Source organism: Dactylosporangium sp. NPDC051087, assembly GCF_055586325.1.
Window position 1 is genome coordinate 324,038 of record NZ_JBVJIJ010000006.1, and the last position, 14,319, is coordinate 338,356.

At 73.1% G+C, this 14,319-nt stretch carries 8 protein-coding genes; 3 read left to right on the top strand and 5 right to left on the bottom strand.

Going from position 1 to position 14,319, the window contains the following annotated elements; genetic code table 11:
- Window positions 1–43 precede the first annotated feature (43 nt).
- Window positions 44–1,663 carry an amidohydrolase gene (locus tag ACZ6TV_RS14450; protein WP_465297616.1) on the top strand — a complete coding sequence of 540 codons (1,620 nt, stop codon included), beginning with the start codon at window positions 44–46 and terminating at the stop codon, window positions 1,661–1,663.
- On the opposite strand, the gene ACZ6TV_RS14455 is transcribed toward ACZ6TV_RS14450, so the two are convergent.
- The 5 genes from ACZ6TV_RS14455 to ACZ6TV_RS14475 all read right to left on the bottom strand — a co-directional run bounded on the left by ACZ6TV_RS14455 (window position 1,660) and on the right by ACZ6TV_RS14475 (window position 10,156).
- Window positions 1,660–6,417: an FtsK/SpoIIIE domain-containing protein gene (locus ACZ6TV_RS14455; protein WP_465297617.1), complete on the bottom strand. Its 4,758-nt coding sequence runs from the start codon at window positions 6,415–6,417 to the stop codon at window positions 1,660–1,662. The two genes, ACZ6TV_RS14450 and ACZ6TV_RS14455, sit on opposite strands and share 4 nt — an antisense overlap.
- Entirely contained in the window at window positions 6,414–7,574 is a 1,161-nt protein-coding gene (locus ACZ6TV_RS14460) for a VWA domain-containing protein (protein WP_465297618.1), read from the bottom strand. Before ACZ6TV_RS14460 ends, ACZ6TV_RS14455 begins: the two co-directional genes overlap by 4 nt.
- A gap of 2 nt (window positions 7,575–7,576) precedes the next feature.
- Window positions 7,577–8,500: an AAA family ATPase gene (locus ACZ6TV_RS14465; RefSeq protein ID WP_465297619.1), complete on the bottom strand. Its 924-nt coding sequence runs from the start codon at window positions 8,498–8,500 to the stop codon at window positions 7,577–7,579.
- Window positions 8,501–8,570: 70 nt separating this feature from the next.
- On the bottom strand, window positions 8,571–9,815 hold the full coding sequence (locus tag ACZ6TV_RS14470; RefSeq protein WP_465297620.1) for a S1 family peptidase: 1,245 nt from the start codon (window positions 9,813–9,815) through the stop codon (window positions 8,571–8,573).
- Complete coding sequence (locus tag ACZ6TV_RS14475; RefSeq protein ID WP_465297621.1) at window positions 9,815–10,156, bottom strand: CU044_2847 family protein; 342 nt, start codon at window positions 10,154–10,156, stop codon at window positions 9,815–9,817. Before ACZ6TV_RS14475 ends, ACZ6TV_RS14470 begins: the two co-directional genes overlap by 1 nt.
- A 251-nt stretch (window positions 10,157–10,407) precedes the next feature.
- Between ACZ6TV_RS14475 and ACZ6TV_RS14480 the strand changes: the two genes are divergently transcribed.
- Together ACZ6TV_RS14480 and ACZ6TV_RS14485 are read left to right on the top strand one after the other, a co-directional pair.
- Window positions 10,408–11,502, top strand: a complete 1,095-nt coding sequence (locus ACZ6TV_RS14480) for an FG-GAP repeat domain-containing protein (protein ID WP_465297622.1) — start codon at window positions 10,408–10,410, stop codon at window positions 11,500–11,502.
- Window positions 11,503–11,562: 60 nt separating this feature from the next.
- Window positions 11,563–14,133 carry an NACHT domain-containing protein gene (locus tag ACZ6TV_RS14485; protein ID WP_465297623.1) on the top strand — a complete coding sequence of 857 codons (2,571 nt, stop codon included), beginning with the start codon at window positions 11,563–11,565 and terminating at the stop codon, window positions 14,131–14,133.
- Window positions 14,134–14,319: the final 186 nt, after the last annotated feature.

Below are 14,319 nucleotides of genomic sequence, written 5' to 3' on the forward strand. Positions count from 1 at the left end.
GACCCTTTGCGTACCCCCACCGTTGCCCTGCATGCTGCGGTGCATGAGTGCGCTGCTGTTCATCAACGGGCGGGTCTTCGCCCCCGGCCTGGCCGGGGCCGCTGAGGCGGTTGTCGTCCGCGACGGGCGGATCGCCGCCGTCGGCCCCCGATCGGCCGTGCTGTCCGAATTGTCCGGCGGGGCGTTCGACGTCGTCGACCTCGACGGCCGCGCGCTCGTCCCCGGCCTGCAGGACGCGCACATCCACCCCGTCTCCGGCGCCCTCGAACGCCTCCGCTGCGACCTCACCCCCTGGCACACCGCGGCGCAGTACCTCGCCGCCGTCGCCGCCTACCCGGGCGACGGCTGGATCACCGGCGGCGGCTGGTCGATGGCGGCGTTCCCCGGCGGCCTGCCGCACCGCGACGACCTCGACACCGTCGCCCCCGACCGGCCCGTCTTCCTGCCCAACCGCGACCACCACTCGGCGTGGGTGAACAGCCGCGCGCTGCGGATCGCGGGCATCGACCGGGACACGCCGGACCCGGCCGACGGCAGGATCGAGCGGGACGCGGCGGGGGAGCCGACCGGCGTCCTGCACGAGGGCGCCATGGACCTGGTCACCGGCCTGCTGCCGGCCGACACCGCCGCCGACTACGACCGGGCGCTCGCCGAGGCCCAGCGGTACCTGTTCAGCCTCGGGATCACCGGCTGGCAGGACGCGATCGTCGGCGCGTACGCCGGCGCCCGCGACCAGTTCGACACCTACGTGTCCGCGGACGCCGCAGGTGTACTGCGGGCGAGGGTGACCGGTGCGCTGTGGTGGGACCGCGCGGGCGACGCGTCGCAGATCGAGCTGTTCGCGTCCCGCCGCGCCGCCGCCCGCTTCGGCCGGTTCCGTGCCACCGCCGTGAAGATCATGCAGGACGGCGTGGCGGAGAACTTCACCGCCGCGATGATCGACCCGTACATCGGCCAGGGTCATCACTGCGGCCACTCAAACGTCGATCCCGCCCTGCTCGCCGGCTACGTCGCACAGCTGGACGCGGCCGGCTTCGGGGTCCACTTCCACGCCATCGGCGACCGGGCCGTGCGCGAATGCCTGGACGCCGTGGCCGGCATCGGCACCAGGTCGGGCGCCCGCCACCACCTCGCCCACCTGCAGGTCGTCCACCCGACCGACGTGCCGCGCTTCGCCACCCTCGACGTCACCGCCAACATCCAGGCGTTGTGGGCCACCCATCACGAGCAGAACGACACGTTGTGCGTGCCGTTCTTCGGCCCCGAACGCGCCGGCTGGCAGTATCCGTTCGGCTCGATCGCCCGCGCCGGTGGCCGCCTCGCCGCCGGCAGCGACTGGCCCGTCACGACCCCGGACCCGTGGTGGGCCATCCACGTCGCCGTCAACCGCACCGAGCCCCCGGTCTCCGGTGAGGCCGACTGGCCGACCTCCCAGGTCCCGATGCTCCCCGACGAGGCGCTGTCCCTGGAGCAGGCGCTGACCGCGTACACGATCGGCTCCGCATACGTGAACGGCACCGACGAGCACACCGGCTCGATCACCGTCGGCAAGGCCGCCGACCTCGTCGTCCTGGACCGCGACCCCTTCACCCCGGACGCCGACCTCTACAAGACCACCGCCGACCTGGTCTTCATCGACGGCGAGGTGGTCCACGAGCGTTAACGGTCCAGCTTGATCCACCGGGCCGGCGCGCCGTGCTTCGTGACCTCGCCCAGCCCGCGCGATTGCGGATCCTTGGACAGCCCGATCGTCGTGGTGCCGAGCGCTGACAGACGCCGCACCACGGGATCGGACGCGATCGACGGCGCGAAGACGACGACGTGCAACCCGAGCCCCCGGGCGTGCGGCAGGAACTCGACGAGCGCCGTGAGCGGCGTGAGGTCACCGTCCTCGATCACCCACAGCTCGGCGCCCGCCCACCCGCCCTGCCGCCCGGCGTAGTCCCGAAACGACTGCCGCCGCCGCAGCTCCTGTACCGCGGACACGGTCGCCTCAGCGCCGTGCACGGTGCCGGCCGCGGCCCGCTCGATCCGCCGCCGGACCGCCTGCCGGTCCGCGGGCAGCCCACCGATGACGAGCAGGTGCGGGTCGGCGGAGAAGTCGGCGGCGAACTCCCCGCCGTCCGGCTCGAAGGCGCCGAGCCGGATCCGTGGGTGCCGGGACCGGCTCCAGCTCGTGGCGAGCCGCGCGACGTAGTCCTCGTGGGTGCCGCCGAGTGCCTCGACCGGCAGCGCGACCTGCAGCAGCAGGCGACCGTTGACCAGCGCCCGCCCCGGCCCCGCGTGCCGCAGCCGCTGCGCGGCGGTGATCGAGATGCGGGACGTCTCCGGGTCGGCGATCCGCAGCTCGACGGTCGTCTGGAATGCCGCGAGGTGGCGGATGTCGAACTGGCTCCATCGCTCGTCCGTCGCCATGATCCGCAGTCCGTCGGTGAACAGCAGCGCATCCAGCTCCGGATGCCTGCCCAGCACCTCGGACCAGCCGTCGACGATCAGGACGGTGTCCGACAACGGCGCGTTGCGCAGCAAGGCGATCAACGCACCAACCGCGTCGTCGTCCGGCGCGTGGACGGCGCCCACGAACGGCAGACCGGCGACCGTGCCGAGCTCGGCACCGATGCAGTACACGGCGGGCGGCAACGAGGTGCGGGCGAAGGCCGTGACGATCGTCCGGAGCGTGGTGGTCCTGCCCGTGCCGGGCTCGCCGACGATCGCCACGTGCCCCACGGTGGCGAGCAGGGAACGCCGGTGCTCGCGCGGCATGTCGACCTCGCCGATCGCGAGCCCGGCCGCCGGTAGCGCGCCCAGAGCCAGCTCGGCCGGCAGCGGCGGCAGCCAGATCTGGTGCACCGGCCCGCCGTGGCCGGCCATGGTGTCGAGCAGGATGTCGAGCAGCGCCGCGACGGGCGGGGCGTGGAAGCGGCGCGGGACGTCGTCTCCGGAACGCAGGTGGCCGTGGCCCGGCTCGCCGAAGTGCTGGAGCTCCGCCCGGCCGCACAGCGACGGGTCCAGCGCCCGCAGGGTGGCGTCCTCGATGTGCCGGGCCGCCAGCAGGAGGTGGATGTCGAGGGCGGCGCCGAGCCGGCTGACGGTCATGAGCAGGTCGTTGAGCGACGGATCCGCGGCGAGCAGCGCATACAGGTTGTCGACGGCGATGAGCAGGTGGGGGCGGGGCGTGAGGTCGCGCCGCCGGGCGATCTCGCCGAGGACGACCTCCTTGAGCCGCTGGGCGAGGCCCGCCGGGTCGGCGGAGCCGTCGGCGAGGCCGGACAGGTGCGGCAGCGGCTCGAAGCCGGCGAACGTGCCGCCGCTGAAGTCGACGGGCAGGATGTTGAGCACGGCGGGGCCGTGGGTGACGGCGAGCCCGAGGACGATCGCGCGGAGCAGCTCGGACTTGCCGGTGCCGGCCTGACCGGTGACGAGCAGGTGCGGTCCCATGCCACCGGCCGCCGCGTCGCGCAGGTCGAGCCGGACCGGGCCGCCGTCGGTGCCCGTGCCGACCCGCACCGTCAGGGTTTCCGGCGCGAGCGACCAGGTCCGCTCGGGGTCGTAGGTGGCCGGGTCGATGGCGTGCAGGGACGCGAACGGCTCGGGACCGGCCGGCCCGTCGAGCACGAACCGTTGCGCCGGGTGGCCCGCGACCAGCAGTTCTCCGCGGCCCGGGGTCGACGGGTCGAGGACCAGCAGCGGGACGGCGAGGGAGGTGAGGTCCGACACGACCGGGTCGGCGCCGTAGGAGCCGGCGAAGACGATGACGTGCAGTCGCAGCTCGCTGTCGAGCGGCAGGAACTCGCGCAGCGGCGCCAGCAGGTCGAGGTCGTGGTCGGCGATCACCCAGGACTCGGGGATGCGGACCGCCCGGCGCAGCTCGTCGGCGACGTGCGCGGCGTCGGCGGGGCGCAGGAGGTCGCCGCGCGCGGACCGCTCGATCGTCCGGCGGATCGTGTGCCGGTCGTCGGGCGAGCCGCCCAGCACGAGCAGGTGCGGGTGGTCGGTGAAGTCGATGGTGAACTCGGTGTCGGTGTCGGTGAACGTGCCGAGGCGCACGATCGGGAACGGCAGGCCGGGACGGGTCGTGGCCAGCTCGCGCAGGTACGTGTCGCGGTCGCCGCCGAGCTGCCGGACCGGCAGGGCGACCTGCAGCTGGAGCCCGTCGGCGACCAGCGCGCGACCGGCCGGGGCGGCGTGGAGCAGCCGGGCGGCGCGCGCCGAGATCCGTGACGTGCCCGGGTCGGCGAGGCGGAGCTCGACGAGCGTGCCGAACGCCGGCAGGTGGTCCTCGTCGAACAGGTCCCAGCGGTCGTCGGTCGCGACGATCACCGCCACGCCCGCCGAAACGAGATCGTCGAGTGCCGGGAACCGCCGGACGGCCGCGGACCATCCGTCGACGACCAGCACGACGTCGCTGTCCGGCTTGAGCAGCCGCAGGAAGGCGAGGAGCCCGGCGACCGCCTCGGTGTCCGACGACGGGTCCCAGACGTCGATGACGGGAGGGAGGTCGATGAGCGGGCCGAGGCCGGCGCCGAGGCAGTACACACTGGTCCGGCGCGTCCGGCGGGCGACGGCGGCGACCAGGGTCAGCAGGGCGGTCGTCTTGCCGGTGCCGCGGTCACCGACGATCGCCACATGCCCCGAGGCGCCGGACAGGTCGAGGTCGAGCGGCCGGCGCCGGTGCTCGCGGGGCGCGTCGACCTCACCGACCGTGGCCGAGCCGAGCGGCAGGTCGCCGAGCGCGAGCTGCGCCGGCAGCGGCGGCAGCCACACCTGGTGCACCGGCCCGCCGTGCCCGGCCAGCCTGCCGGCGAGGATGTCCAGCAGCGTGGCGGATCGTGGGGCGCCGAACGGGTCGAGGACGTCGGCCCACGACGGCGCCGGTGGCGGGTAGGGGCCGGACACGTACGCCGCGCGGAACCGGCGTAGTGGACCGTCTGCCAGCCGCAGATAGCCGTGGCCGGGACCGCCGGAAAGCTGGAACGCCTGCGGGCCGCCGATGGCGTCGTGCGACTCGGCTGCGGAGAACGTGCGCAGGACGATCCGGATCGACAGCAGCGGCTCGAGCCGGGGCAGGCGGGCGGGTTCGAACCGTTGGGTGGCCAGGACCAGGGTGATGCCGTGGGAGCGGCCGCTCCGGCCGATCGTGACGAGGGTGTCGATGATCGACGGATCCATGGTGACGAGGGCGTCGAACTCGTCGATGACGACGAGCAGGTGCGGGCGGTCGTCGAAGCCGGGCTGCTGCCGCCGGACGAGTTCGCCGAGCAGGACCTGCTTGAGACGCTCGACCAGCGACATCATGTCGCCGTCGCGGTCGACCGCCAGGCCGGCGAGGTGCGGCAGCGACTCGAGTCCGGCGAACGTGGCGCCGCCGCGGAGATCGACGGGCAGGATGTTGAGCCGCTGCGGGCTGTTGGTGACCGCGAGCCCGAGGATCAGGGTCCGCAGCAGTTCGGACTTGCCGGAGCCGGTCGCGCCGACGACCATCGCGTGCAGGCCGGGCATCACCAGGGGGAGCGTGACCGGCCGGCCGTCCGGGTCGGAGCCGATCGGCACGGACATCGGATCCGCCAGCGGATCCGGGGAGTCCCAGGCGGGTGTGAACGTGAGCGGGTCGATGCCGTGCAGCGCCGGGAACGGCACGGCCCGGTAGCCGTCCTTGGCCAGTTCGCGGACGCGTTGCCGGGGCGGCGGCGGGACGAGCTCGACGATGGTGGCGAGGATGCCGGCGGCCAGGTCGCGCCGTGCAGGGTCGGAGTGGACCAGCGACTCGAGGTGCAGGGCGATGGCGCGCACGTCGGCGCCGGGGAGCAGGGCCAGCTCGGCGAGTTCGGCGAGCGCCGCCAGCCCGGGTTCGGCGAGCGCCAGGCGCGTCCGCTCCTGCAGCGACGCGCGCGGGCGCAGGCGGCCCGACATGGCGACGAACCATTCGCGGGTCAGGGCCGGGCCGCCGGCGGCGGCGCGGTTCGCGGTGAGCCAGTCCGCGGCGCGCACCGGGTCGACGAGGTTCAGGGCGGTGAGGCGCTGGGCGTGCTCCAGTTCAGGCTGGCTGTGCCACGTCGGGTGCTGGTCGGTGTACTGCTCCAGCAGCACCGCCACGCGGGCCGGTCGTTCGGGGCCGAACCGGGCGACGAGGGCGGCGAGCAGCGCGTCGCGCAGGGCCGGGTCGATCTCGTACAGGTCCTCGCCGACCTCCCGGAACAACGGCGACAGCAGCAGCGCCGCCTCGGCCTCGAACGGCAGGACCGCCGGCGGGTCGAGGAAGAAGTTGATGCGCAGCAGGTGCAGCAGGCCCGCGTCGACCGCGACGGGGACGGCCGCGTGGCAGGCCAGCTCCAGCGCGCCGGCGGGCAGGCGGGACCGCGCGGCGGCCAGGCGGGCCGCGACGGGGGAGGCGCGCACCCACGCGCCGGACGTGGTCACAGCGGCCTGGCCACGGGGAACGGGCGGCCGCGCAGGACGTCGACGGCCTGGTACATGCCGGCCCGGGTCAGCGGGAACATCGGCAGGTGCCGGGCGACCTGCTCGGCGGTGCTGCGCGGCCACCGGGACACGGGCACCGGGTTGAGCCAGGACACGGCTCCCGCCGCGGCGTGCAGGGCCTTGCCGAGGGCGACGGTGTCCAGCAGCCGCGCCGGACTCAACGTGCCGCGGGCCGCCCCGGCGTCGCTGATGACGGCCGCGCCCGTCGTCGCGGTCACCAGGGACAGCACCGAACGCAGCGACACCGGCACCGTCAACGCGGGGTCCTCATACAGGGTGCCGTCCCGCAGCGGCGGCAGGGCGGGCAGGACCGCGTCGATGGTGGGGGAGAACGGGTCTGGGACCTCGTCGAGCAGTGCCGGGTCGGCGCTCCCGGCGGTGTTGTGGAAGTAGACGACGGTGAGCGCGCTGAGCCGGCCGGCGCGCTGGATCGCCTGGACGATGTGCGAGACGTACCGGTGGAAGGGCGTCATCGAGCCCTGCCGGTCGACGAGCAGCAGCAGCCTGGTCGTGTTGCGGCGGGCCGGGACCAGCACCGGGGGCACCGGCACGCCGAGCCGCGCGGAGCGGTCCAGCGTCTCGGCGACGTCCAGCTCGACGGGCGGCCCGTGCCGCGTCGGGCGGCGCAGCCCGCGCCACACCTGGACGATCTCGCGTTCGGTCAGCGGGTACTGCGGGGTCAGCACCAACCCGGTGGCCACCCGCCCGGTGCCCGGCGGCGCGGCCGGCAGATGCGGTCCCGGCGGTCCGGACGGCCCGGCAGGCTCGCCCGGCCCAGGGGCGGGCGCCGGGGCCACGGCGGGCGCCGGACCGTCCGCAATGGACGGATGGGCCGCCGCCGCGACCGCCGGTGCTGCGGCGACCGGCACGGCAAGGGTCCATTGTGGAGCTTCCACCCGGGCGAACGCCGCTCGCACCATGTCGGCCTCCGAGGCGGTCTTCGCCCACAGCATCACGCACAGCTCGGTCAGCGCCGCCGCCGACGTCCAGCCGAACCCGGCCGCCAGGGCCCGGCGCAACGCGTCGCAGTCGTCGACGCCGAGCGGCAGGCCCCGCCGCCGGAGCTGGTCGATGAGGGCGTGGACGAACGGCGGCACGCTCAGCGCTCCAGCCGCAGCGCGTCGGCGTGCTGCTTGATGAGCACCCCCGCGTAGGGCAGCCGGTCGCCCGGCCCGGCGCCGGGCGACGCGCCGACGGCCTGCAGGTAGCTGACCCAGTCCAGCAGCTCGCTCAGGCCGGGCTTCTTCGCCAGGTCCAGCGACCGCAGCCGTAGCAGCGTCTCGATCGCCGGCGCGCGGAGCCGCACGTCGCCGATGCCGTGCAGGGCGAGGATCGCGTCGAGCTCGTCGACGGCGTCGGGGAAGCGCACGTGGTGGAACACGCACCGGCGCAGGAACGCGGCCGGCAGTGCCTTCTCCTCGTTGTTCGTGACCACGATGACGGGCCGCAGGTCGGGCCGGTCCGCCGGGACGGCGTGCCGTCCGCCGCCGGCCTCGGGCACGTCGAACGCCAGCTGGTCGATCTCGCGCAGCAGGTCGTTGGGGAAGTCGATGTCGGCCTTGTCGATCTCGTCGATGAGGACCATCGACCGGCGGCCGTGCCCGGCGCGGACGATCGCCCGGCCGAGCGGACCCAGCCGCACGTAGTCGTTCTCGTCCGGGGCCTTACGACCGAAGCCGCGGCCGGCCTGCGTGTCGTACAGGCGGCGCACGGCGTCATAGGTGTACAGCAGGTCCTGGCCGCGGCTGGTCGACTTGACGTACGCCTCCTCCAGGGGGAGACCGAGCGCGTAGGACACGGCGTGCGCGAGCCGCGTCTTGCCCGCGCCCGGGTCGCCCTGCAGCAGCAGCGGCCGGCCGAGCGCGATCGCGACGTTGACCGCCTCCTCCAGCGCGGCGGACGCGCGGTACGGCTCCCGCTCCCGCGTCTCGAACCGCGCCTGCGGCTCCGGCCGGCCGGCCGCCTCGATCTGCCGCCGTTCCGGCAGCTCCGCGAGACGGTCGAACCGGACAGAGGTGTCCACCGAATGGCGTGTGCGCATCAAGACTCCCGGTCGAACCGTAGCGACGTGTCGACGCTGTGGCGGGTGAGCATCAGGCCTCCAGCTCCTCGAGGTAGCCACGCAGCTCGTCGGGCTCGTGGCGGACGCGGTCGATGCAGTCGGCGAGCTCCTCGTACGTGTAGCGCACGTCGAGGTCCTCGCCGATCCGCGCGACGATGTGCGCCGTCCACGCCGCCGCGAGGGGCCGCGGCCAGCGTTTGAACCCGGCGACGTGCACCGTCCACCGTTCCACGTCGTGGCGCGCGAAACGCGGCGGCGGCAGCGCCGTCACGCCGTCCGGGAAGCCGCCGTCCGGGACGCCGAGCAGGAAGAGCATGCACCAGCGTTTCGGTGTGCCGTACGCCTCCCGGACGCGGCGCACCAGCTCGGCGACGTCGGCGGCCGGGGTGCCCCGCACCGACACCGGGCAGATCACGGTCCGGGCCCGCAGCACGTCGGTGTAGCGGGTCACGGCCCGCACGGCCGTGTCGACGGAGTGCAGCTCGGCGCTCAGGTCCAGCCAGTGCTGCCGGGCGATGTCGCCCACGTACTGGCGCAGCCACGCGCACAGGTTCTCCACCACGGCCTGCTCGCCGGCGTCGACCCCGAACACGAGGACGCGCTGCCGGTCGCTGGCCGCCATCGTCTTGAGGATCGCGGTCTTGAGCAGGTCGAGGTCGAAATACGCCGTGTCCAGCAGCTGATGGACGGGCAGCGCCCGGTCCGCCCGGCCGACCGCCGCGCGCAGCCCGAACCTGCGGATGACGTGCGCGACCGGCACCGCGAACAGCACGTTGGCGGCCAGCCCGCCACGGCCCGCGTCGATCCGCTCGCGGACCTGCTCGACGAGCACCCCGACCACCGACCCGTCGACGGTCACCGCGCTGCCGGAGTAGCCGCGGTAGTCCCGCAGCGCCTCGGCGACGTGCAGCTGCAGCACCGTCATCTCCTCACCGCCCTGGTTGACGATGAGGTGGTCGGTGGCGGTCACCGTCCCGGTGAGCTGCGCGTCGTGGTCCTTCGGCCGGGCCGTCACCCGCCAGTCGGCGCGCAGCACCGCGTGCGTCAGCGCCGGCACGACCGCCAGGGACTCCACGACACGCAGCGTCGCCACGTCGATCGTCGGGTCGCGTTCGACGTGGTCGACCGGGAGTCGTACACCCGCCGCCGTGACGAACTCGAGATCCTCCGGCATCCGGTCCCGCACCACGTGGGCCGCGGTGGCGACGATCCGGTCCGTCAGGACGAACCCGCTGCCCAGGTCCCGGCCGCCGGCGAGGATGCGCCCGTCGATCATCAGCTCTGGCCGGTCTCACCGGCCTGGTCCGCGGCCGCCTTGCGGCGCAGCGTGACGGTCACCTCGAACGTGGCACCGGTCGTCGCGCGGGAGACGACGACGCCGGCCTCCGCGTTGAGCGTGACGCCGAACTTCGCCTGCAGCTCCGCGACCTCCCACCCGGACAGGTCGGGCGTGACGTTCGCGGCGACGGCCCGCACGCCGGCGACGACCGCCGACTGCACGTCGGAGATCCGGTCCCGCAGCCGCTCCACGGTCCCGTCCCCCCACGAGATCTCCCGCCCGCCACCGACCTCCACCACCTGCACCACAACACCGTCGGCCACCACCGCGTCGCTCATGGCCACACCGTACCGTCCGATGGATCGCCCTCACTATCGACGGTCCGGGTGGTCGGCGCGGTACGGGCGCCCGGCGGGCAAATGCGCTTCGCCTGAAAGGTCCGTTCTGTACAGTCGAATCAGCCGGTCACGGGGCACACCGACCCGCAGGCGCCGGCGCTGCACAGGCGTCATGTCGTGCCACGAAAGGCATCTGCCGTCGTCCCGGCCGGATCCGGCGGGAGGCATCAATCGTCGTGATCGGAGGATCGATGCCGCGTGCCCTCGTGCCACCGGCGCCGCCCTCTCCCACGAGCTGTCACTGGCCCGGTGGCGCGCCGCCGACCGGCCAGGACCCCCGCATCACCGTCGATGCGTTCACCGGCACGGCCGGGCTCGCCGTGCCGGTGCCGACCACCCCGGCCCGCGACGGCGACCTCGGGCTGGCGCTGACCTACGATTCGCGGGCCGGCAACGGCGACTACGGCATCGGCTTCGCCCTCGACGGACTCGGCCTGCCCGGCTTCCTGCTCGACACACCCGGCGCCGGCCTGTACTACCCGCCGCGCGGCGACGGGCACTACGGCGCGCCGCGCCCGCTGCCGGCCCTCCCCGACACCGCCGGTCCCGGCGTCGTCACCGACCTCGACGGCGACGGAGGCCTGCAGCTGCTCGTCGTCGAGCCGCAGGCCGCCGGGTACTTCCGCCGCGACGCCGGCACCTGGTCGGCGTTCACGCCGCTGAAGGCGACGCCGACGACGCTGACGGCGGCCCGCGGCGAACTCGTCGACCTCGACGGCGACGGCCGCGCCGAGCTGCTCTTCGTCGACCGGACCGGCCTCGTCGTCCACGACAGCCTCGGAACTGCCGGGTTCGGCCCGGCCCGGACCGTGCCGCGGGCGCCGGGCTTCCCCGCCGCGGGCGCGGGCTCGCCGGTGGAGACGGTGCGGTTCGCCGGGATGTTCGGCGACGGGCTCGACCACCGGGTCCGGGTCACCGACGGCGAGGTCCTGGTGTGGCCGAGCCTCGGCCACGGCCGGTTCGCGCCGCCGGCGCGGCTGGCCGGCTTCTCACTGCACCTGCAGACCCGGCCGGGCACCGCCGTCGCCGGCCGGCGACCGTTCCTCGGCCTCGACCTGGGCACCGGCCTCGCGACGAAGTTCGCTGTGAACGCGGCCGGCAACCACACCGCGACGGTCCCGGCGAAGCCCCGCACCGCGACGGTCGAAGGCCCGTCCACGCTCACCTTCACCCTCGCAGACACCCCACCTGACCTGCTCCGCGATGGCCGCCTCGACCCGTCCGCCCTCACCGACGCCGTGCTCGTGCTGACCTACCAGGGTCGCGTCGACTGGGCAGGCCACTGACCCGGACAGCGAGGTGAGGCCGAAGACCGGACGGTGATCCGCCGTCCGTCAGCAGTAGAGGTGCTGGTGCAGTGGTTCGCGGTGTCGTGGGAGTTCGTCCGTCAGCATGCGGGCTGGTTCGTCGGGGGAGGGCCCGTCCTGGCGCTGCTCGCTGCCCTGGGCCGCAGGCTGGTGCGTCGCGGACTCGGCATCGGCATCTGGGAGCTGCTGCTGGCACCGGTGCGCGCCGGCACCCGGGGGCGCATCCTCATCGTGGTCAACACCCGGCGGTATTGCCGCCGGCTGATCAACGACGAGCGCTTCGCCAAGCTGCTCGTGCCGGGGCAGCGCTCGATGCACGTCAAGGTCGACGACGTATTCGTCGACCTGCGCATGGACCGTGCCAGCAACCGGCAGACCGAGTTCACCAACACGACCCTGCTCGAAGCCGGATCGCGGCTGCGGGTCGTAGGCAACCCCGGCTCCGGCAAGACGTCCCTGGTGAAATGGACGCTGCGCAACGCCTGTCGGGTGGCACTGGAGCATCCGTTGCATTCCCGGCTGCCGGTGCACGTGGAGCTGCGGACCCTGCCCGGCCCGCCGGACACGGACGACGTCACCGAACTCGGCACGTGGCTGCTGGGCCTCGTACGCGACCAGGTTTCCCGGGTCGGCGGAGAACGGATGAGCGAATACTTCGACGGGTGCGTCGCCTCCTCCCAGAGCGGCGTGCTGCTGCTCCTGGACGGCCTTGATGAGGTCCGCGCCACCGACAGCGCCCGTGTCCTCGACGCTCTCAACGGACTCGGCCGCCTCCTCGCCGAACGGTCCGCCCGCAACACGATCGTCGTGACGATGCGCAGCCAGTTCCATGAGCAGACAAGCCGGCTGCTGGACGACGAGTATCCCGCCGCGCTGTGGGTGCGGCCCTTCACCCAGGCGGACATCTTCGAGTTCCTCACCAGGTGGTTTCCACGCCGGCACGGCGTCGACCCGGCAGCCGCGGAGATCTACGCGGAGCTCGCCGAACGGCAGAGCCTGCGCGCCATGTGCTCGACGCCGTTGATCCTCGCGATGTATGTGCGCCACCACAAGGGGACCGACAGCCTCGACATGCCCGACACCCGCTCCGGCTTCTACGCCGAGATCGTCAGGGAACTGCTGGTGCAACGCCGGATCCGTCAGCACGACGCCCACGACGCGTCTCGCACGGCGCTGCTCGAACAGCGCCAGACGATCCTCGGGACCGCCGCGTTCGAGAACATGATCGACCCGATGCAGCACACCAACCTGTTGTCCTGGAGCCGGACCGTCGCCATCACCGGTCAACACATCCACACCGGCGATCCCGCCGTCGTCCTGCGCGAACTCGAGGTGAGCACGGGCGTCTTCGCGCAGAGCCGGCTGGACGAGACGTACAACTTCATCCACCAGACCGTGTGCGAATACCTCGCCGCGTTCTGCGCGGCCCAGATCGATCCCGACGGCTGGGACCGTCTCATGGCCGCGCAGCGCGGCTTCATGGTGTCACCGGACGTCGCGGCAAGGACCAGGCTTATGGAGGTCATCCCGTTCGCGGTGGCGCTACTGCCGATCGCCCGCCGCCGAGCCGCGCTCGGCGACGTACTGGCGCTCGGCGACCGGGAGCTGTACGGCCGCTGCGTACTCCAGAGCCAGGTGTACGACCCGGACGGCTGGTCCCGCTACGTCCAGGACGAGTACGCGTTCGTCGCCTCGGGCGACGGTGGCACGTTCGGCAGCCAATGGCTGTCCCGCCTCCGGCTCTTTCAGCAGCTCAACAGCGCAGCGGCGGTGGTCTCCCGCGATCTGCGCCACCGGGTCGCCGCAGTTGCCATGGACGAGCTGTTCGCGGACATGGTCGGCGAGGACAAGCAGCGCCTTGTGCAGGTCTTCGTCGCCTACGCCGAGGAGGACCCGATCGGCGCCGTACGTCTTGCCGAGGTCTGCCACGTCGACATGACCAGGGAGGCGCCGGAGCTGCTCGTGGAATCCTGCGAGACCCCGGCGTTCCTGGCGATGGCGTTGGAGGACGTCCGTACCGGCAGGCGTGATCTCGGGACTTGGGCGCACGTCTTCGTCGAGGCCGCCATGCGCAGGCAACTGGTCGCGCAGACGATGCAGAATCTGCCGGCGTGGCCGTCGCTGGAGGCGGCATACGAGATGGTCCGGCCACGGTGGTCGGGACCGCGGATCGACGGGGTCGTGGACTGCCAGTCGGTCCTGCTCACGCTCGTCACCGCCCAGGAGAGCGAGGTGCACGGCTGGGCGTGGCGTATCAACCATGTCCGGTGCCTCAAACGCGCCGCGTTCTTCGCGAGATCCAGATGGCTCTGGTACCTGATGCCGGTGCTCGTCGTTCCGGAACTGGCGGGAGCCGCCTCGGTCGATGTGATCCGTCCCGGCAGCTTCTGGTGGACGGCATTTGTGTTGGTCATAGGCAGCATTACCATGTACGTCGGTATCTCAGGGGCGTTGGCTTCCGTGCTGTCGAGGGTGCTGGCAAACGTAGCCAGCACGGCGAACACGAGATTGCTGTTCGCCGGATGCACGATCATGTGGCCCGTGCTGCACTGGATGTTGCAGATTCGCCCGCGTGCGTCGTCGCTTTCACGCCTCCTGAGCAGGCCATGATGAGCCATGGGGCCGCGGTGCCTGTCTGACGTGCTGCCGCCGGCTCCGCAGCACACCAGAAACTCCGCAGCGGTCGTGCTCCTTGCGGCGGTCCTGGACCCGGAGGTCCGCGACGGTCCGTGGTGCCCGGCCGAACAAGGTTCCGAGGGCAAGGTCGACGCCGGCGAAGTGACCTTCGCGGGCGAC

Coding starts and splice junctions, on each gene's coding strand:
- ACZ6TV_RS14450 (WP_465297616.1), top strand. CDS start 44: ATGAGTGCGCTGCTGTTCATCAACGGGCGGGTCTTCGCCCCCGGCCTG.
- ACZ6TV_RS14480 (WP_465297622.1), top strand. CDS start 10,408: ATGCCGCGTGCCCTCGTGCCACCGGCGCCGCCCTCTCCCACGAGCTGT.
- ACZ6TV_RS14470 (WP_465297620.1), bottom strand. CDS start 9,815: ATGATCGACGGGCGCATCCTCGCCGGCGGCCGGGACCTGGGCAGCGGG.
- ACZ6TV_RS14475 (WP_465297621.1), bottom strand. CDS start 10,156: ATGAGCGACGCGGTGGTGGCCGACGGTGTTGTGGTGCAGGTGGTGGAG.